The 18,886-nt window shown below is 37.2% G+C and carries 18 protein-coding genes; 11 read left to right on the forward strand and 7 right to left on the reverse strand.

Annotated features, from left to right (window positions below; translation table 11 throughout):
- Nucleotides 1-13: 13 nt before the first annotated feature.
- Nucleotides 14-643, forward strand: coding sequence for a PepSY domain-containing protein (locus LG329_RS12605; RefSeq protein ID WP_404451182.1), 630 nt, complete (start codon nucleotides 14-16; stop codon nucleotides 641-643).
- Between the two features lie 503 nt (nucleotides 644-1,146).
- Here LG329_RS12605 and LG329_RS12610 read toward each other — a convergent pair.
- The 5 genes from LG329_RS12610 to phnD all read right to left on the reverse strand — a co-directional run bounded on the left by LG329_RS12610 (nucleotide 1,147) and on the right by phnD (nucleotide 6,275).
- Nucleotides 1,147-2,718, reverse strand: coding sequence for a bifunctional metallophosphatase/5'-nucleotidase (locus tag LG329_RS12610; protein WP_404451183.1), 1,572 nt, complete (start codon nucleotides 2,716-2,718; stop codon nucleotides 1,147-1,149).
- A gap of 85 nt (nucleotides 2,719-2,803) precedes the next feature.
- Entirely contained in the window at nucleotides 2,804-3,604 is an 801-nt protein-coding gene (gene phnE, locus LG329_RS12615; RefSeq protein ID WP_404451184.1) for a phosphonate ABC transporter, permease protein PhnE, read from the reverse strand.
- Nucleotides 3,604-4,416: a phosphonate ABC transporter, permease protein PhnE gene (gene phnE / locus LG329_RS12620; protein ID WP_404451185.1), complete on the reverse strand. Its 813-nt coding sequence runs from the start codon at nucleotides 4,414-4,416 to the stop codon at nucleotides 3,604-3,606. The genes phnE (LG329_RS12615) and phnE (LG329_RS12620) overlap by 1 nt, the downstream gene beginning before the upstream one ends.
- Nucleotides 4,413-5,189 carry a phosphonate ABC transporter ATP-binding protein gene (gene phnC / locus LG329_RS12625; RefSeq protein WP_404451186.1) on the reverse strand — a complete coding sequence of 259 codons (777 nt, stop codon included), beginning with the start codon at nucleotides 5,187-5,189 and terminating at the stop codon, nucleotides 4,413-4,415. Before phnC ends, phnE (LG329_RS12620) begins: the two co-directional genes overlap by 4 nt.
- Nucleotides 5,190-5,345: 156 nt before the next feature.
- Complete coding sequence (gene phnD / locus LG329_RS12630; RefSeq protein ID WP_404451187.1) at nucleotides 5,346-6,275, reverse strand: phosphate/phosphite/phosphonate ABC transporter substrate-binding protein; 930 nt, start codon at nucleotides 6,273-6,275, stop codon at nucleotides 5,346-5,348.
- 222 nt (nucleotides 6,276-6,497) lie between these two features.
- On the opposite strand from phnD, the gene LG329_RS12635 reads away from it, so the two are divergent.
- From LG329_RS12635 to LG329_RS12675, 9 genes are all read left to right on the forward strand, one after another.
- On the forward strand, nucleotides 6,498-7,400 hold the full coding sequence (locus LG329_RS12635) for a diacylglycerol/lipid kinase family protein (protein WP_404451188.1): 903 nt from the start codon (nucleotides 6,498-6,500) through the stop codon (nucleotides 7,398-7,400).
- Between the two features lie 228 nt (nucleotides 7,401-7,628).
- The gene (locus LG329_RS12640; protein ID WP_404451027.1) at nucleotides 7,629-8,930 is read left to right on the forward strand and encodes a transposase; all 1,302 of its coding nucleotides are present in this window, start codon (nucleotides 7,629-7,631) and stop codon (nucleotides 8,928-8,930) included.
- Between the two features lie 274 nt (nucleotides 8,931-9,204).
- Nucleotides 9,205-9,897, forward strand: a complete 693-nt coding sequence (locus LG329_RS12645; protein WP_404451189.1) for an ABC transporter ATP-binding protein — start codon at nucleotides 9,205-9,207, stop codon at nucleotides 9,895-9,897.
- Nucleotides 9,894-11,291: a hypothetical protein gene (locus tag LG329_RS12650; protein WP_404451190.1), complete on the forward strand. Its 1,398-nt coding sequence runs from the start codon at nucleotides 9,894-9,896 to the stop codon at nucleotides 11,289-11,291. Before LG329_RS12645 ends, LG329_RS12650 begins: the two co-directional genes overlap by 4 nt.
- A complete protein-coding gene (locus LG329_RS12655) occupies nucleotides 11,288-11,746 on the forward strand; it encodes a MarR family winged helix-turn-helix transcriptional regulator (RefSeq protein WP_404451191.1) in 459 nt (152 codons plus the stop codon). The genes LG329_RS12650 and LG329_RS12655 overlap by 4 nt, the downstream gene beginning before the upstream one ends.
- A 256-nt stretch (nucleotides 11,747-12,002) precedes the next feature.
- Nucleotides 12,003-13,304, forward strand: a complete 1,302-nt coding sequence (locus tag LG329_RS12660; protein ID WP_404451027.1) for a transposase — start codon at nucleotides 12,003-12,005, stop codon at nucleotides 13,302-13,304.
- Nucleotides 13,305-13,608: 304 nt separating this feature from the next.
- On the forward strand, nucleotides 13,609-13,848 hold the full coding sequence (locus LG329_RS12665; protein WP_404451192.1) for a glutaredoxin family protein: 240 nt from the start codon (nucleotides 13,609-13,611) through the stop codon (nucleotides 13,846-13,848).
- Between the two features lie 126 nt (nucleotides 13,849-13,974).
- A complete protein-coding gene (locus LG329_RS12670; RefSeq protein WP_404451193.1) occupies nucleotides 13,975-14,340 on the forward strand; it encodes a YppG family protein in 366 nt (121 codons plus the stop codon).
- Between the two features lie 163 nt (nucleotides 14,341-14,503).
- Nucleotides 14,504-15,205, forward strand: coding sequence for an alpha/beta hydrolase (locus LG329_RS12675; RefSeq protein WP_404451194.1), 702 nt, complete (start codon nucleotides 14,504-14,506; stop codon nucleotides 15,203-15,205).
- Nucleotides 15,206-15,289: 84 nt separating this feature from the next.
- Here LG329_RS12675 and LG329_RS12680 read toward each other — a convergent pair whose 3' ends face one another.
- On the reverse strand, nucleotides 15,290-16,141 hold the full coding sequence (locus LG329_RS12680; protein ID WP_404451195.1) for a DegV family protein: 852 nt from the start codon (nucleotides 16,139-16,141) through the stop codon (nucleotides 15,290-15,292).
- A gap of 89 nt (nucleotides 16,142-16,230) precedes the next feature.
- A complete protein-coding gene (locus LG329_RS12685; RefSeq protein WP_404451196.1) occupies nucleotides 16,231-17,130 on the reverse strand; it encodes a DMT family transporter in 900 nt (299 codons plus the stop codon).
- A gap of 262 nt (nucleotides 17,131-17,392) precedes the next feature.
- Between LG329_RS12685 and LG329_RS12690 the strand changes: the two genes are divergently transcribed.
- Nucleotides 17,393-18,868 (forward strand): DEAD/DEAH box helicase, encoded by a 1,476-nt coding sequence (locus tag LG329_RS12690; RefSeq protein WP_404451197.1) that lies wholly within the window; start codon nucleotides 17,393-17,395, stop codon nucleotides 18,866-18,868.
- Nucleotides 18,869-18,886 lie beyond the last annotated feature (18 nt).

Raw genomic sequence — 18,886 nt, forward strand, 5'->3', positions numbered from 1 at the left:
GGAGGAATTAATAGTGAGTAAAAAGAAAAAGGTAACAATAGGCGCGATTATTGTAACAGTCATTTTAGGTGTAGGCATATTTCAATCAACTGCCTCCCAAGCCGAGGCAACTCTGTCAACCGATGACATTAGAAAGTTAGTAGCGGATCAATATCCTGGAACAATTACAGAATTAGAATTAGATGAGGAAAAGAATAATGCGGTATATGAAGTTGAGATTTTAGGTAAAAAGAAAGAATATGACTTGAAGCTTGATGGAAATACAGGTGAAGTACTTCATTTAAGTGAAAAACCGTTATCTAAACAGGCAAAGAATAATTATGACAATGAAGCGGACGACGACAAAGATGATAAAAAAGTAGAAAAGCAACAGGCTGATGATAAGAATTCTACAAAAAAGGCAGTAATTGAAGCTAACAAAGCTGAGAAAATTGCATTAAAAGAATTTGATGGAAAAATAACGAGTATTGAACTAGATGAAGATGACGGTCGTTTAACGTATGAGATTGAAATCCATAATGCCAAAAAAGAGGCAGATATTGAGATTGATGCATACACTGGCGAAGTAATGGTTGTTTCAATTGAACAGGACGATAATGACGATGATGGAGAAGATGACAACGACGACAAAAATGAAGACTAATAATCAAAAGCCCATACCGAGTATGGGCTTTACTTCTTTATTTTTGGCTGTATTCCCAAAGATTGTTGCTTTATAAGGGAATAGATATATATTGCGACGTACCTAAAAATCATGTTCTGTGTCCCTGCAACCGCTGCGGAAAAAGCACTACGCTTTCCGCGGGCTTGCGCTGAGCCTCCTCGATCGCAAAGAACGCTCACTGCGGGGTCTCATCACTTCACTTTCCCGCAGGAGTCTTCGTGTTTTTCCTTCGCTAACATGGTGTCTGGAAGCAGTACTATATAACTCATTTCACTATTATGGCAGTTGATTTTCGCTGCGGACAGTTGACTCCTGCGGGAACAGCACGAGTCTGAAGACCCCGCAGCGGTGGTCTTCCGCGAGGAGGCTGAAGCCGTGCCCTAAGGTGCGCAACGGTCCGCAGCGGAAATCAACCAGTAGTTATGACACAGTTTTATATCAACTATGAAAATGAAAAAGCAACAATGCATACGAAAAGAGCCTTATTTTTTAACTTGAAAGTTAGCTGTAGTTGTCGCATGAACAGTTGGATGGTTTTCAAAGTACCATCGGATAAGCTCGACTGTGTCTTGTTGGACTTCCTTGATAATAGGTTTGTTTTTAAACATATGGTAATTACCGCCTCCATTTGCTCGATAATTATTTAAAACAACTTCATAAGTTCTATCTAAGTCAATTGGTTCCCCGTCTTTCCGAACATATTCAATGCGTGAACCAATTGAATTTTGTACTTTAATCGTGTATTCGATTCCTTCCCACATATCGTAATTATAATGTTGGGGTTTCGGTTGACTAAATGTCGGATTAACATCGATATCACCAGATTCGTTAATGATAAAATAGGACGCTGTTTTTTCTAGTGCTGCAAGAATATCAGCTCCAGTTAATTCAAGTACAACTAATGTGTTCGGATACATATAATTTGATACAACATCACGCATTGTTACCTCTGAGCCAAATCCTGTTGACTTATTATTGAGAAGTGAGGTAACGGAAATATCCACATCAGTTATTGCCATTTGTACACGCTGAATAAATTCAATAAATGGATGTTTACTTACACGGGTTTGAAGCGGGCTTTGAATGGTCATATCGCCCTCGATATAACCAATAGGTTGGTCCAGCCATTGTTGTGTAGAGTCTTCTAGATTCCTCATATAGCCCATTATTTCAGAATCAACAGGTATCCCACTCAGATCATGCACATTTGCACATTTCTTCTGTATATGCCATTTGTCTTGATTCTTATTGAATTCAATATTTATTTCACCATAACTTTGTCCGTTAAACCCTGGTTGTATAACCAATACATTATTGATCATACCTGTTAAGGTACGATGCTGATGCCCTGTCAAAAGTACATCGATACCATCTATTTCCTGGCACATCTGATAGCCTTGGTTTTCTCCAGTTAATGCCTCGGTTGCTTCGCCTGTTTCGATGTCGCGTTCAATTCCGCCATGATAAGAGACGATAAGTAGGTCTGGTTTTTCTGTCTTCCTAATTTGGTTTACCCAGTACTGAAGGGAGGTAAAAGCATCCTGAAATGAGATTCCTTCAATATGGTCCGGTGATTCCCAGTTTGGAATGTAATGAGTAGTGACACCAATCACAGCCAGCCTAATCCCATTATCCAATTCTTTTATATAATAGGGTTGACCAAAGTATGGTTCGTCATTGGCCTGTCTTCTAGTGTTAGCTGATAACCATGGAAAGTTTGATTGACTAACTGCATTTCTCAAAATTTCTTTTCCGAAATTAAATTCATGGTTTCCGATTACACTTGCTTCAATTCCAATTCGATTCATAATGCCAATCATAGGGTTTTCTTTAGTACGATGTTGTTTTACATAATGTGTCATCAAGGGGGTACCCTGAATTAAATCACCGTTATCAAGTACAAGAAGATTTCTATTATTTTCTTTTGCCTTTTTAACTATAGTCGCATATTTGGCAAGACCTCTATTAGCAGGTTCATTTGTCCCATATAGTATTGGTAGTGCATTTCCATGAACGTCACTCGTGTATAAAATCGTTAAATTTGCTGTATCCATATGTATGATTTAACTCCTTTTTAAAGGGGAATAAGTAAACGAAATTAAAAGTATCAATGCTTTTAATTTCGTTTACAGCTTATTATTATACAATTTTACGACGGATTCTTGCTGAAATAAAATCGATTATTGTTACAACAATAATAATTGCCAATAGGATAAGACCCATTACGCTCCAGTCGCGGTTAATGGCTGCAAAAAGAATCATTGTACCAATACCACCTGCACCAACGATACCTAGTATGGAGGAAGCACGTACATCTATTTCAAAACGGTAGATGGCATAAGATAGGAATTCAGGAATAATTTGAGGTATGACACCATAGAAAAGCATTTGTACCTTATTTGCTCCGTTTGCTTCCATGGCTTCAACTACTCTCATATCGATAGATTCGACTACCTCAGAGTAAAGTTTTCCTAGCATTCCTGTTGAACCAATCGCAATTGCAAGAACACCTGCAAAAGCATTTGGTCCTACTGCTACAACAAATAAAATCGCTAGGATAATATCTGGAAATGCTCGGATAGCAGATAATATCCATTTCCCAATCGCAGATAACAGATTACTGCGAGACATATTTTTGGCGGCTAAGAATCCAAGCGGTATGGCTAAAATAGCTGCCATAAAGGATCCGGCGAATGCAATTAATACCGTTTCAATTATCTTCATTGTAACCTCACCCACAGATGCCCAATCCGGATTGAAAAGTCTAGGGATAATAATTCCAAAGTTACTAATAGCGCGATCAACTGCACGTTCCCAATCAATATCAATACCTAGAAATGTCCAAATATAAACTGCAGCAATAGCTAGAAAGATTATCGAACTCTTAATCTTTTTAAAGCCTGATTTTGGTTGTTTTGGAGGTAATGAATAGGATTCCATTATATTAATGCCTCCCTTAGTTTATTGCTGATATACTCTATAATTAATACAACGATGAATATGAGAATAATAATAGCCATGACATTCGGATAATTATAGAACTTTAGTTGCTGATCAAGAACTAAACCGATACCGCCCGCACCAACAAGTCCCAGTACAACAGATGCCCGGATATTAATCTCGAAAACATATAAAACAAATGATGTGAATTGTGGTAACACTTGGGGTACTAACCCATAAAAAATCACCTGAAGTACACTTCCGCCTGATGCACGCATTGCTTCAAGTGGATTCATATCGACAGATTCGATTGTTTCACTAATCAGTTTTGCTAAAATACCTAATGAGAATATAACTAATGCAACGATACCAGGAAACAGACCAACACCGAATAACCCTACGAAAATAACAGCTAAAACCAGATCTGGAATAGTACGCAATATATTTAGTATCGTTCTTGTTGTGATGTAAAGTGGTTTAAAAGACGTTATGTTTTGTGCCGATAAAAGCGCTAAAGGAACCGTTAAAATAGCTGCAACCGTTGTCGCAAGAATCGCCATTTGTATCGTTTGTGCCATTGGATCCCATACAGCGGTAATAACACTCATATTCGGTGGAAAAAATTTTTCCACTACTCGAAGAACATTACCAAATGCATTGGCAAACCCACCGACCATTTTTTGTTGTGTCCAGAACATGCTAAATAGATAGAACCCTAGTACAACTACTAAAATTACTGTAATCTGTACCTTTGCTTTAACAGGATAAACAGATATAGCTTCCTGACTTTTTGAGCTTGGTTGTTTGGTCACGATTCTTTTGCCCCCCCACGCAAGTCGTCCTCACGTATTGTACGGCCATAAATTTCTTCAAATGTTTTCTCTGTAACCTCTGAAACTGGTCCATCAAAAACAACCTCTCCAGCGCGCATGCCGATAATACGATCAGCGTATTCCATAGCCATATCGATAAAGTGCAGGTTAACAATTGTTGTTATATTATCTTCTTTATTAATTTTCTTTAAGTATGTCATAACTTGATGAGATGTTGGCGGATCAAGTGATGCTACTGGCTCATCAGCCAGAATATAGGAGGGCTTCTGTGTCAGCACGCGCGCAATACTTACACGCTGTTGTTGACCACCACTAAGTTCATCTGCACGGTTGTACAACTTTTCATCAATGTTTACACGCTTAAGACTTTCATAGGCAAGTCCAACATCTTCTTTTTTATATAGATTTAAAATGGATCTTAATGTACCCGTATGGCCAAGTCGCCCCGCTAAAACATTCCTTAACACATTAGAACGTTTTACTAGATTATAATTCTGAAATATCATGCCGATTTTGGTGCGCAATTTTCGAAGGTCTTTTCCCCGATAGTCAAGAATATTCTCATCGTCAATTAAAAGCGAACCTGCTGTTGGGGTAACCAAACGATTAATACTACGAATGAAAGTCGACTTTCCTGCGCCGGATAGACCTACAATCACAACGAACTCACCATCTTTAATGGTGGTATTAATATCTTTCAGGCCCTGTGTTCCATTCGGATAAACGAGACTGACATCTTTAAATTCAATCATAGTATGTATTTCCTCCAGTACATAATTGTTTTGGATAAAGTGAAACTTCGTACAGTGGGGCATTACTACCCGACAAACTGCGATAAAAATTGAGAAAGAAGGGAGAGATAAATATACCTCCCCCTTCTGAATATGTGATATAAAATTTAGGTGTTATTATAATTCAATATTATCTTTGAATTTCTTATAAGTTTCTTTAACCACTTTGTATTCTTCTGGAGCAGCATCATCAATAGCATCCCAGTTATAAACTTCATTCATAATCTTAATCATTTCTTCGTCTTCATTAAATGAAAGGAAGATATCTTTAATCTTCTTAACTAGTCCATTATCAAGCTCTTTCGTTACAGAAATTGTGTCATTCGGAATCTCATCAGTATAGCCAATAACTGTTAACTCTTCCATGATATTAGGATGTTCCTCTTCAAGTTCAGTACGAACGTCATCAAACGTGGTCGCAACATCTGCGTCCCCCTCTAATACAGCAAGTGCAGCAGTATCGTGTGAGCCTGCCGGAACAGTCGCTGAGAAAAAGTCTGTTTCAAGTTCTGGTGCACTAGCGTAATCAAACTTCTTCATTAATTGACTAGCAGGGAAAAGGTATCCAGATGTAGATGCTTTATCAGGGTATGCCCATACTTTTCCTTCTAAATCTTCAAGGGTCTCGATGCCAGAATCAGATCGAACTAAATATTGTGCTTTATATGTACCTGATCCATGACGGATTGATTTTAAAATTACTTCTACACCGTACTGCTCATTTGCCAAAACATAACCAAATGCTGGAATGAACCCAACGTGGACTTGGTTAGCACCCATAGCTTCAACTAGTGAAGTGTAGCTTGTCATTACTTGACCTTTAACTTCAATACCCAGCTCTTCTGATAAACGGTCAGCCATTGGTTGGATTGTATCCGCAATAGTATCTGAGTCTTGAGATGGTACAAAGCCAATTACAATTGTCTCTGGTTTTATGCTACCTTCTTTGTTGTCGCCGCCTTTTGCATCTCCCTCATCCGAACCACCACAAGCTGCAAGAACGAAAGCCAAACTTAGTACAAGCAACAGACTATAAATTTTCTTCATCTTGACCCTCCTATTTAATAAAAAAATTATGAATCCTTCTACCTAATTAAATAACAATTTGAACAAAAATGCTAGATAATTTTTCTAATTTTACACTAAATTTATTTATTCTATGACATAATTGAAATGAGTATGTACTATTTTTAGGAGTTAGGAACTACTATATTGGTTTTCAACAGGTATAATAGAGGGAATGAATAACTATTGGTAGGAGGGGATGTTATGGTGCAGTACGAAGAAGGGTTGTTTTTATATAATGGTAATGCAGGAAGTGATGATTTAGAACAAAAACTTGAACAAACATTACCAACTATTACAAAAGCAATAAAAAAACTTACTATCATTCAAACAAAAACCATTGATGAAGCAAAAAAGACATGCATCGATTTTGCTGAAAGCGTGGATATTATAGTTATTTTAGGTGGCGATGGAACGATACATGCTTGTATAAACAGTATCGCACCATTAGAGAAGAGACCGATCATTGGTATTTTACCAGGTGGAACGAGTAATGACTTTAGTCGTATGCTAGGAACATCACAAAACCTCAAACAAGCTGCAGAAGGTATCGCACAAGGAGATATTGTTGATATCGACCTTGGCAAGACCAGAGATAGATATTTTCTTAATTTCTGGGGAATTGGTTTTGTTTCAGAAGCATCTCAAAATATTGATCCAGATCAGAAAAAAAGCTTTGGAGTACTTAGCTATTACATGAGTACATTACGAACCGTTAATCAAGCCGAAACGTTTACGTATACAATTAAGACGGATGCCGAAATATACGACGGGGAGGCTGTCCTTATATTGGTGCTGAATGGACGGTTCATGGGGACTAAGGAGCTCCCGGTAACCACCGCTGACCCTAGTGACGGAAAAATGGATGTGTTAATCATAAAAACCCCAAACCTTGCTTCCTTCCGTGAATTTCTATCAATGAACAAACCAACAACTGATACGAATCAATTGTCTGAAGTAATTCATTTTCAAGCTAAATCGTTAGAAATTGAAACTGACCTTGAAAAGGAAGTGGATATGGACGGGGAAGTGAATGGAACAACGCCTGAATCGATTACGATGTTGCATAACCATTTAAAGATGGTCAAAGGTTCGGAAATTATCTAGTTTTTTAAGTAGGAAAGAAATTATAAAACTTTGGCGTTAATCTGTCTAGCGCAAGCGCCTAAACACTCGAGACATAAGCAGTTCGCTTCCGTGTGGGAAACCCATCCACATTGCACCGCTCTGCTTATGCTTTTCGTGTCTTTCAAGGCGCTTTCGCTTTTCTAAAAAGGAAAGAAAGTATAAAATTAACCCCTACTACAGTAAAGGTAACTGTGGTAGTTTCTATGTATGGAGAAAAATATTCTGAAACGAATCTTTTTTGATAACTACAATCATTGGGAAACATTCAAGAAGAAACACAGAGAAAAAATCCGCCCAGTCGTTCTGAAGGAGGTAGAAAAATTTCAAGGCTGTGGAGATATGAAAAATGGATTCAAACTCTTTGTTTGCGAGGGCTGTAACGACGTACATAAAGTAGCATTCCGGTGTAAAGGGCGTTTTTGCACGACCTGTTCTATTGGGGAAAGTGAAGAGTGGAGCCGATTATTAACGGAAGACGTTTTACAGGTAAATCATCGGCACATGATTTTTACAATCGATGAAGGGTTACGGGAAATATTTCTTTTACACCGTCATCTTTTGAAACCGCTAATGGATGAGGCAGCTAAATTAATTACAAACTTTTTTCAAAAGAAGGCAAAGGTGACACCAGGTATCATTTCCGGATTACACACATTTGGCTCCAGGGTAAATTTTAATCCCCATGTCCATATGTTGGTAACCATGGGAGGGATAACGAGAAAAGGAAAATGGAAGGACTATGATTATATCCCTTTCCAAATGCTTCGAAAGCAATGGCAAACGGTGGTATTAAAGTTAATCCGTAGGAACTTAACCAAACAGGAAAAGAGGCGTGTACAACCACGACTGCAAAAGGCTTTTTCCGAAAATGGGGAAGGCTTCTATGTGCATGCGCCGAAACAGAAGGGGAAAATAAAGGAACAACTTCGTTACATTGGCCGTTATATTCGTCGACCAGCGATTGGAGTCAATCGGATCGAGGCATATGATGGACAACAGGTGACTTTTAAATACATCGATAAAACAGATGGGAAAGAAAAGCATGAAACGCTGACGGTGGAAGCCTTTATCAGTCGTTTGATTCGTCATATACCAGATGACCAATTTAAAACAATACGCCACTATGGTATGTATTCAAGAAGAAGTAAACGTCTAAGTAAGAAGCTATTAAGTAAGTGGCAAGAAGGAAGGCGGCGTTGGATCATAAAAGTGTGGAAAACAATACGCCGTCAAACATGGAGAGAACGTGTTATCGCTGGTGGACAAAAAGATCCCCTAATATGCCCGCACTGCAATAATTATTATGTGTATCAGGGAGAGGTCTGTCTTGAGAATGGACAATTAGAAATAAAAGTAGCTTTAACCAAGGAAGCAAGAAAGTACTTAGAAAGGGTGATAGCTTATTACACACCAATCCAAAAACCGCAAAAAAGGGAAAAAGAAAAAGGGGAACGACCACTTAGCGAAAAAGAAAACGAAAATCAACTTTGTTTGTTTAACGTGTCATGAGGAAGAAAAAATACCTTATGATGTAGTTAGAGATTTTGATTTGATGGATGGCGGTGATCCAACGGATCCGCCTCAGTTTAGATGCGAACATTGTGGTGGAGAAATGTATCCAGAGTATTACAAGGGAATACATGGCCAGGAATACAAACTAACGGATGTTCTCTAGCACAGAAAAGGACCGGGCGGTCTATGCCCGGTTTTTCTTATATATATGGAACTTTTGCTCGCCTGCTTCGTAAATATAGTATTCAATAAAAAATAGGTGATATAGATGATGACATTGGAAGTCAATAATGTACGTGTTGATATTGGAGAAAACAGGCTGCTAGATGACATTTCGTTTTATATAGCGCCTGGTACTATTACAGCTTTAGTAGGACATAACGGTGCAGGTAAATCTACGTTAATGAAAACCATTCTAGGGATTATGGATAAATCCTCTGGCCAAATAGTTATTAATGAAAAATTTGATTTAAATGAAAATTTTTTAGCATGTAAACAAAGCATATCCTACCTACCTGAAGAGCCGTTGCTATTAACGGAATTAACTGTTATGCAGCACTTTCAGCTTTATGGAATGAGTTATGGAATTGCCGAGAAGGATTTATTAAAACGTGTGGATCATTATGTTCGAAACTTTGAATTAAATGATAAGTTGAACGAATATCCGGAATCCTTATCTAAAGGGATGAGGCAAAAGGTGCAAACAATTTGCGCATTGATTCCTGATACACCAATTATGTTAATAGATGAGCCATACATGGGGTTAGATGTCTATGCTGTTGATTACTTTGAAGAAGTTATGAAGGAAAAAGCAAAAAATGGGACAAGTATTTTGCTGACCACACACCAATTGGATCGAGTAAAGCATTTCGCGGATGAATATATCATGCTTCAACGAGGAGCAATGCTGAGCAAAGGGCCAATTGCTGACTTTCAAACCATTCAAAGGAGATCGAAGGAATGAGGATGAATCCTACTTTGATCCGTGCTTTTCTATTTATTAAAAGAAATCGAATCCGTAAAAAAAGCGACTTCTATATGATGGCTATTCGGGTAATGGTAGATCCGGTTATTGCAATTTATTTAGTTCTTATGGGTGGATATGTTATTGCGAGTCTTTTCATTATGGGAGACATTATACAAGCTAACCATGATAATTTTATGCTGGCCGAAGAACAGGCAATTCTCCGTTATTGGGTAGTGGTAACTATTTTACCTATACGTTATGTGACGCGATCATTACGTGATCCTGGGATTACATTTTCTAGCTCCGAGGATCAACTTAGCATTTTACCTTTCTCAAAAAAGAAAATTTGGGCGTTATGCGTAGTTGAGAAATGGATTAAGCTGATTCTTTTTTATCTAGTTGCAGGAACTCTCGTTACGGTTATAACACCAATTTCAGGTTCGGTTGTTGTCGCTTATATTTTATTGTTTGCAGCAATGGATATTATCATGACAGTGCCACAATGGAGGTTATTTCAATCTAAACTTGTGACAAAGCTGTATTGGATTACCAGTATTATCGTACTAAATATTATTGCATTTTTCTCAAGTTATTTTATTGTTAGCTTAGCTTTAATAGGAATAATCCTGATCATTAATATGAAATCGTTTGGTTCCATTTTCCATGCTGTTCATTGGGGAAAGGTAATGGAAGTAAATGATTTTAAAATATGGAATATGCCAATAATCAGCAAGGCATCGGAAACCAAATTTAAACGGCAGAGAAAATATAGTGCTTTCAGAAATTCAACTAGCCAGAAGAAGCCTTTTACATACACTACGAAAGCAATCCACCATCGAATTTGGAGAGTATATTTAGGCAAGAACCTTAGTCTGGTACTTCAGACAGTTGGGGTTTTACTTATAATGCTTGTGGCGGTAGTATTTATTTCCGACATTGCCTTTTATATTGCGATTACAGTTACAATCTATGTCTATGCAACTATAGCTGCTATTCTTTTTAGTGATCGCTTTCAATCAGATATTCTTCATGTCTTACCATGGGATTTAAAAAGCTATAAGCAGTCATATTTTAAATGGGTAATAATTGGTAGTATACCGCTTCTCATCCGTATTATTAGTCATCTTGTTCTGAATGCCTCGATATGGGCACCAGTACAGTTGATCTTCTATGTTAGTACGTTCTTGTTTGTTTATCAGATAAAAATAGATAAGACAATAGCATTATTATCAAAACAATCGAGTTATAACAATAAAATGGGCCTTGGATATTTGTTTCTAATCCTTGTTGCAGTCAGTGGTTTATACCCACTTGTATCGCTTGGTTTTATCATTGTAATTGGAATAATGTTCTATGATAGACAACAAATAAAAGGGGTGAAGTCTGAATGAGTAAAGAGAAAAGCTCATTTTCATTAAAAAAAGAAGACCCATCATTGAAGTTATTTGTCGTGTTATCCAAGACATATCGCGCCATGATGAATGAAGCCGCTATTGATATGCGTTCAAAAGGCTTAAACCTAACTGAATTTGCTGTATTAGAACTGTTATACCATCGTGGCGAACAACCGTTAAAAAAAATTGGCGAAAAAATTCTTCTTACAAGTGGCAGTATTACATATGTAATCGATAAACTAGAAAAGAAAAACTATATATACCGTAAACACAGTCCGCATGATGGTCGTGTGACTTTTGCATACATTTCTGATAAAGGTATTACGTTATTAGATAGTATTTTCCCAGATCATTGGCGAAAAATTGAAGAAATACTGGAAGGATTAAATAAAGATGAAAAGACTCAAGCCATTAATCTTTTGAAAAAACTAGGAACATCGATAAAGAGTTAAACAAAAGGCAAAACACGTTTTTGAAGACGTGTTTTGCTTTTTTGATATGCAAGGAAAGTATAAACGAAAGCCACGTCCAGCTCCAGCGCCTAGCCCCTCGAGGTTTTAAGTCAAATCTCTTTGTGATAAAAAACATCACTAAGAGATTCGTCTTAAACTTGTCGGGGCTGACCAAGGCGCTTGCGTTTTCTTAAAAGGAAAGAAAGTATAAAATTAACCCCTACTACAGTAAAGGTAACTGTGGTAGTTTCTATGTATGGAGAAAAATATTCTGAAACGAATCTTTTTTGATAACTACAATCATTGGGAAACATTCAAGAAGAAACACAGAGAAAAAATCCGCCCAGTCGTTCTGAAGGAGGTAGAAAAATTTCAAGGCTGTGGAGATATGAAAAATGGATTCAAACTCTTTGTTTGCGAGGGCTGTAACGACGTACATAAAGTAGCATTCCGGTGTAAAGGGCGTTTTTGCACGACCTGTTCTATTGGGGAAAGTGAAGAGTGGAGCCGATTATTAACGGAAGACGTTTTACAGGTAAATCATCGGCACATGATTTTTACAATCGATGAAGGGTTACGGGAAATATTTCTTTTACACCGTCATCTTTTGAAACCGCTAATGGATGAGGCAGCTAAATTAATTACAAACTTTTTTCAAAAGAAGGCAAAGGTGACACCAGGTATCATTTCCGGATTACACACATTTGGCTCCAGGGTAAATTTTAATCCCCATGTCCATATGTTGGTAACCATGGGAGGGATAACGAGAAAAGGAAAATGGAAGGACTATGATTATATCCCTTTCCAAATGCTTCGAAAGCAATGGCAAACGGTGGTATTAAAGTTAATCCGTAGGAACTTAACCAAACAGGAAAAGAGGCGTGTACAACCACGACTGCAAAAGGCTTTTTCCGAAAATGGGGAAGGCTTCTATGTGCATGCGCCGAAACAGAAGGGGAAAATAAAGGAACAACTTCGTTACATTGGCCGTTATATTCGTCGACCAGCGATTGGAGTCAATCGGATCGAGGCATATGATGGACAACAGGTGACTTTTAAATACATCGATAAAACAGATGGGAAAGAAAAGCATGAAACGCTGACGGTGGAAGCCTTTATCAGTCGTTTGATTCGTCATATACCAGATGACCAATTTAAAACAATACGCCACTATGGTATGTATTCAAGAAGAAGTAAACGTCTAAGTAAGAAGCTATTAAGTAAGTGGCAAGAAGGAAGGCGGCGTTGGATCATAAAAGTGTGGAAAACAATACGCCGTCAAACATGGAGAGAACGTGTTATCGCTGGTGGACAAAAAGATCCCCTAATATGCCCGCACTGCAATAATTATTATGTGTATCAGGGAGAGGTCTGTCTTGAGAATGGACAATTAGAAATAAAAGTAGCTTTAACCAAGGAAGCAAGAAAGTACTTAGAAAGGGTGATAGCTTATTACACACCAATCCAAAAACCGCAAAAAAGGGAAAAAGAAAAAGGGGAACGACCACTTAGCGAAAAAGAAAACGAAAATCAACTTTGTTTGTTTAACGTGTCATGAGGAAGAAAAAATACCTTATGATGTAGTTAGAGATTTTGATTTGATGGATGGCGGTGATCCAACGGATCCGCCTCAGTTTAGATGCGAACATTGTGGTGGAGAAATGTATCCAGAGTATTACAAGGGAATACATGGCCAGGAATACAAACTAACGGATGTTCTCTAGCACAGAAAAGGACCGGGCGGTCTATGCCCGGTTTTTCTTATTTGTAATCATTTTGTAATAAATTTTTAATAAATGCGTTTAAGTAACTTGAATAAGGGAATAAATTTTATACATTAATTATTTGGGGAGGCGACATCAATGACTAGACATAACGTAATTATCTACACGAGCGATAATAGTCCTGATTGTGAAAAGTTAGTAGGAAAAATGAATAAATGGGGAGTAGATTATATAGTCAAAAATGTATCTAATAATAGTAATTACTTAAAAGAACTGCAAAGTAGAGGGGTATTCGGAACACCTGCAACATTTGTTGATGATGAACCAATATTAGGGATTCAAGAAAGCAAATTGAGGTATGTATTAAGTCTTGTCTGATAGTCAGGAGTTTGATTTCAGGAGTTATTATGAAGGATAGTGAAAAGGGGATTTCAGTACGTTGACACAACATTTTCTAATTTGCATATTCTAGATATAAACAGATGTAAAAGAGGTGTGTGTCAAATGTTTAATAGACCAAATGATCATCAAAGGCCATTTAACTATAACCCCAATCATCCACAATACCATAAACAGCAATGGAATCATCAAAATATACCACCATACAAACCAACACCTTATCAATATTATGCAAAACCAAAGCAACCGGTTAATTGGCATACTTTCTCACAACCAAATCAAAATCATAATGCTTACCACAATCAACATAATCAACCACCAGCAAAAAGCTTTTTAAACCACTTCCAGGATAAAAATGGTGAAGTCGATGTTGATAAAATGTTATCAACGGTTGGCCAGGTGGCAAATACATTTAAGCAGGTATCTCCGATGATAAAACAATTTGGATCCATTATGAAAACTTTTAAATAAGAACTAATGAGAAAAGCTGATGTGTATGAAACGTAATCATCGGCTTTTTTTTGTATAGGATATGTACTAGAAAAACAACCCAATGATGGGAATTGAAAATTGTACATTGGTGTAATAGGTAGTACTAAAACAGGTAAGTAATAAGTAGAAGAGGAGGATTTCTATGATTGCATGTATGCTCATCCATGGTTATACTGGTGGACCCTATGAAATAGAGCCATTATCAAATTTTTTAAAAGAGGAAACGAGTTGGCATATTGAAGTACCAACACTTCCAGGACATGGGAGGAAGTTAGCACTTAAAAATGTATCACATAAAAAATGGATTAATGCTGCTGAAAATTCATTGAAGCAGTTATTAACTAAATATGATGAAGTGTACTTAATTGGGTTTTCTATGGGAGGCATGATTGCATCATATCTAGCAGCAAAGTATAAGGTAGATAAACTTGTACTGTTAGCTTCAGCAAGAAAATACCTTTCATTCAAACAACTTGTTCTTGATATCCGTCAAGTATGCTTTGATGGTTTAAAAGGGAATATAAAAAAGAATAAATTATATATCCAGTACAAAAAGAAGCTTGGTGGAGTGCCTTTTAAAGCAAATCTGGAGTTTTTAAAGCTAGTTAAATTTACCAAACCATATTTAAAAGAAATTGACTCGAACGTATTAATTGCGCAAGGGCAAAAGGATGGAATGGTTCCCTATAAGACAGCTTATTACTTGGATAAAGAAATTAATTCGGAAGAGAAAGAAGTTGTTTTTTTTGAACGATCCAGACATTTAATTTGTTTAGGCGAGGATAAGGATACATTAAATCAAATGATTTATAACTTCTTAACTAGAGAAGTAGCGCATCCATAAAAAAGGAGTATGCCTGAGATTTTATCAAGCACACTCCTTTTATTTTTATTTTTCTAGCTCCAGCCCGCATTGCTTCTGCTTTTCTTATGTATAAAAAGAAATTACAATTCCGCCTTCACCAGCATAGGTCGAAATCAATGGTCCCATTTCCATAAGATAGGAATCTTTAAATGCATATTTTTTCATAATAGCATCGAGTGTTTCCTTAGCACGTCTCTCCGCATTTGAATGTGATATGACAATTATTTTGTCCTCAAAACTTTTTGTGTACTCACCGATTTGTTCGATTAATCGTCTAATTGATTTCTTATCACCACGAACCTTTTCTGCAACTTCAATTGTTCCTTCTTCACTTGCACGCATTAAAAGCTTGATGTTCAACGTTTTCGCGATGGTACCACGAACTTTATCAAGTCTTCCACCAAGAATCAGATTATCAAGTGTCTTCAGCGCAATTAATGTTGCAGTATGTTCAACGCGAGCATTCAAATGATCCTCTAATTGTTCAAATGTATAGCCTTCAACTATTTTACTATTTGCTTCATGGAGAAATAGGGCCATTCCACATGATGCTGTTTTTGTATTAATAACGGCTATTTTCCGATTAGGTTCTTCCTCGAGCAGCATGTTTTTTGCTAATAATGCGTTTTCATACGTCGTACTTAACCCTTTGGTAAGGCTTAAGTTAATTATCGGTGTGTCAGGATCCACTTTCTTATATGCCTCATAAAAGTCATTTGGGCTAGGGGCAGCTGAGCGAGGTAGCTCATCAGATTCTTTAATTTTTTGATAAAACTCTTTTAGGTTTAATGTTACACCACTAATATATTGTTCATCTTTAAAATGTAAATACAGAGGTACGACGATAATATTTAACGTGTCGGTTAATCGTGTTGGAAGATCAGCACCACCATCTGTCATTAGCTGGATACGCATGCCATCACCTTCTTTTCTAGTTTATTTCCATTATACCAGTTTTTAGTACTAGGTCATATAATTGTTTCTGAAGTGAAGCAAAGTGTTTTCTAATGTGAAATTGTGACTTTTCTTTTTTTAGTAGTACTCATGATAAACAAAAACAAGCCGAATAAAACGATTGTTCCACCTAGCCATTGGGACCATGTGACCGTTTCATCTAATATAATATAGGCTAAAAGCGTTGCACCAATTGGTTCGAAAACAATAGCCATTGATATGGTTGAAGTGCTCAGCCATTTGAGAGCCCAATTAAACATGGTATGTCCTAAAAATGTTGGAACGATAGCAAGTGCTATGAAAATCCACCAATAGCTTGTTGGATATCCAACAAATGAATAGCCAAAACCTACATTATAAATGATTAAGGTAATGGAGCTAATTCCATATACTACATAAGTGTAAGTCATAAGGGAAAATCTTCTTCTCATATTTTGTCCGATTAAGAAATATCCTGTAATCGTCATTGCACCAAGTAACGCTAAGATATCTCCAAATAATGCTATGCCGCTTATTTGAAAATCTCCCCAGCTGATGATTAAGCTTCCAAATAGAGCAATGATCATACTTATTACTGCTCCAGGTGTAAATCGTTCATGAAAAAATAAATACGTACCGAGAAATGCAAAGATTGGTTGCAATGTAACAAGCACAACTGAACTTGCTACCGAAGTATAATTCAGGGATTCAAACCAAAAAATGAAATGAAATGCCAGGAAAATTCCGGCAAACATGGCAAGAATCCAATCTTTTTTTTGTATTCGTTTAAATTCATGTCGGTAATATAATAAGATGATCGGTGACATAATAAGAACAGCGAATAGTAATCGATAATTCGCTATTATGGATGCAGGTGCACCATTGGCTAACTTAACTAAAACAGCAGAGGTAGAAACAGCGAAAACGCCGATGACAACCCCAAAATAAGGGTTGAATGGAGGCATACGCATTAGAACCCTCCTTCACATTTATGTTCATTTATATCTGTATAGATCAAGCGTAAAAGCGCTCGTACTATACCTGTTAACAATTTAGTATAGTTTATCATGCTACAGGTAAAAAATCATTAAAGATAGTGGATACTATATAGGTTGTGTGTTATGATATAAGAACTATTATTTAGTTCATGAATGAATAAAGTGAGGCCTCTTTCCAAGAATGGGGGATGCCTTTTTTGTGCGAATTTGAGGGAAAAAGGAGTAGACTATTAAGGTGACAACATTTAAAGAATTAACTATATCAAGTCCTATCATGAAAGCTTTAGAAAAAATGGGGTTTGAAGAAGCAACACCAATACAAGCAGAAACAATTCCACTTGCGATGCAGGGGAAAGATGTTATCGGACAAGCTCAAACAGGTACAGGTAAAACAGCGGCATTTGGGATTCCGATGATCGAAAAAATTGACAAATCAGCAAAAACGATTCAAGGACTTGTAGTAGCACCAACAAGAGAGCTTGCTATACAGGTAGGAGAAGAAATAAATCGTTTGGGCAAATTTAAAGGTATCCGTACGCTTCCTGTATATGGCGGACAACATATGGATCGACAAATTCGTGCGTTGAAAGACGGACCACACATTGTTGTAGCTACACCAGGACGTTTATTGGATCATATGCGTAGAAAGACAATTCGTATTAACAACGTTCAAACAGCTGTATTAGATGAAGCGGACGAAATGTTAAACATGGGATTCATTGATGACATTCGTGATATTCTTAAAGGAATTCCGGAAGACCGTCAAACTTTGCTATTTTCAGCAACAATGCCAAAGGAAATCCGTGAAATTGCAAACACGTTAATGAAATCACCGACTGAAATAAAAGTGAAAGCGAAAGAAATGACAGTAGAAAATATTGATCAATATTTCGTTGAAGTTCCAGAACGATTAAAGTTTGATACGTTAACAAACCATATAGATATTCATGCACCAACTTTAGCGATTATTTTCAGTCGTACAAAGAAACGTGTAGATGAAATTGCAGAAGGCTTGCAAGCAAGAGGGTTCCGTGCTGAAGGAATTCACGGTGATTTAACGCAAGGTAAACGTATGTCAGTGTTAAACAAGTTCAAAAGCGGTCGGATTGAAATTTTAGTTGCAACAGATGTAGCTGCACGTGGTTTAGATATTTCAGGTGTATCACATGTGTACAACTTTGATATTCCACAGGATCCAGAAAGCTATGTACACCGTATTGGACGTACTGGTCGTGCTGGGCGTACAGGTGAGGCAGTCTCATTCATTACACCAAGAGAAATGGCACACCTACATCTTATCGAAAAAGTTACAAAAAGCAAGATGAAGCGTCTAATGCCACCAACTAACCAAGATGCACAGCGTGGGCAACAACAAGTTACAGTAGACAAGTTATTAAAAACACTTGAAAGCAAAGATTTAAAATCTTATCATGAAACAGCTAATGAGTTGTTACAAGATCATGATTCAATTTCGGTTATTGCAGCTGCGCTAAAAATGTTGACTAAAGAGCGAAGAGATACACCAGTTCAAATCTCATCTGTGCAACCAATTAGTGTTAAAAAAGCACAACAACGAGGCGGTAAAGATAATCGTCGGAATAAGCGAAACTACGGACAACGTAGTCAAGGTGGTCGTAATAACCAAGGTGGACGCAATCAAGGCGGACGTAACCGTAAAGGAAACTTCCAGAAACGCAGAAGCCGCGACTAAGACTTAAACACGCGACTA

It is taken from the genome of Virgibacillus necropolis (assembly GCF_044793635.1).
Lineage (GTDB): Bacteria > Bacillota > Bacilli > Bacillales > Amphibacillaceae > Virgibacillus_F > Virgibacillus_F necropolis_A.

Bases quoted from the DNA above. Each gene is read 5' to 3' on its own strand.
- LG329_RS12610 (WP_404451183.1), bottom strand. From the start codon at position 2,718: ATGGATACAGCAAATTTAACGATTTTATACACGAGTGACGTTCATGGA.
- phnE (WP_404451184.1), bottom strand. From the start codon at position 3,604: ATGGAATCCTATTCATTACCTCCAAAACAACCAAAATCAGGCTTTAAA.
- phnC (WP_404451186.1), bottom strand. From the start codon at position 5,189: ATGATTGAATTTAAAGATGTCAGTCTCGTTTATCCGAATGGAACACAG.
- phnD (WP_404451187.1), bottom strand. From the start codon at position 6,275: ATGAAGAAAATTTATAGTCTGTTGCTTGTACTAAGTTTGGCTTTCGTT.
- LG329_RS12635 (WP_404451188.1), top strand. From the start codon at position 6,498: ATGGTGCAGTACGAAGAAGGGTTGTTTTTATATAATGGTAATGCAGGA.
- LG329_RS12640 (WP_404451027.1), top strand. From the start codon at position 7,629: ATGGAGAAAAATATTCTGAAACGAATCTTTTTTGATAACTACAATCAT.
- LG329_RS12645 (WP_404451189.1), top strand. From the start codon at position 9,205: ATGACATTGGAAGTCAATAATGTACGTGTTGATATTGGAGAAAACAGG.
- LG329_RS12650 (WP_404451190.1), top strand. From the start codon at position 9,894: ATGAGGATGAATCCTACTTTGATCCGTGCTTTTCTATTTATTAAAAGA.
- LG329_RS12655 (WP_404451191.1), top strand. From the start codon at position 11,288: ATGAGTAAAGAGAAAAGCTCATTTTCATTAAAAAAAGAAGACCCATCA.
- LG329_RS12660 (WP_404451027.1), top strand. From the start codon at position 12,003: ATGGAGAAAAATATTCTGAAACGAATCTTTTTTGATAACTACAATCAT.
- LG329_RS12665 (WP_404451192.1), top strand. From the start codon at position 13,609: ATGACTAGACATAACGTAATTATCTACACGAGCGATAATAGTCCTGAT.
- LG329_RS12670 (WP_404451193.1), top strand. From the start codon at position 13,975: ATGTTTAATAGACCAAATGATCATCAAAGGCCATTTAACTATAACCCC.
- LG329_RS12675 (WP_404451194.1), top strand. From the start codon at position 14,504: ATGATTGCATGTATGCTCATCCATGGTTATACTGGTGGACCCTATGAA.
- LG329_RS12680 (WP_404451195.1), bottom strand. From the start codon at position 16,141: ATGCGTATCCAGCTAATGACAGATGGTGGTGCTGATCTTCCAACACGA.
- LG329_RS12685 (WP_404451196.1), bottom strand. From the start codon at position 17,130: ATGCGTATGCCTCCATTCAACCCTTATTTTGGGGTTGTCATCGGCGTT.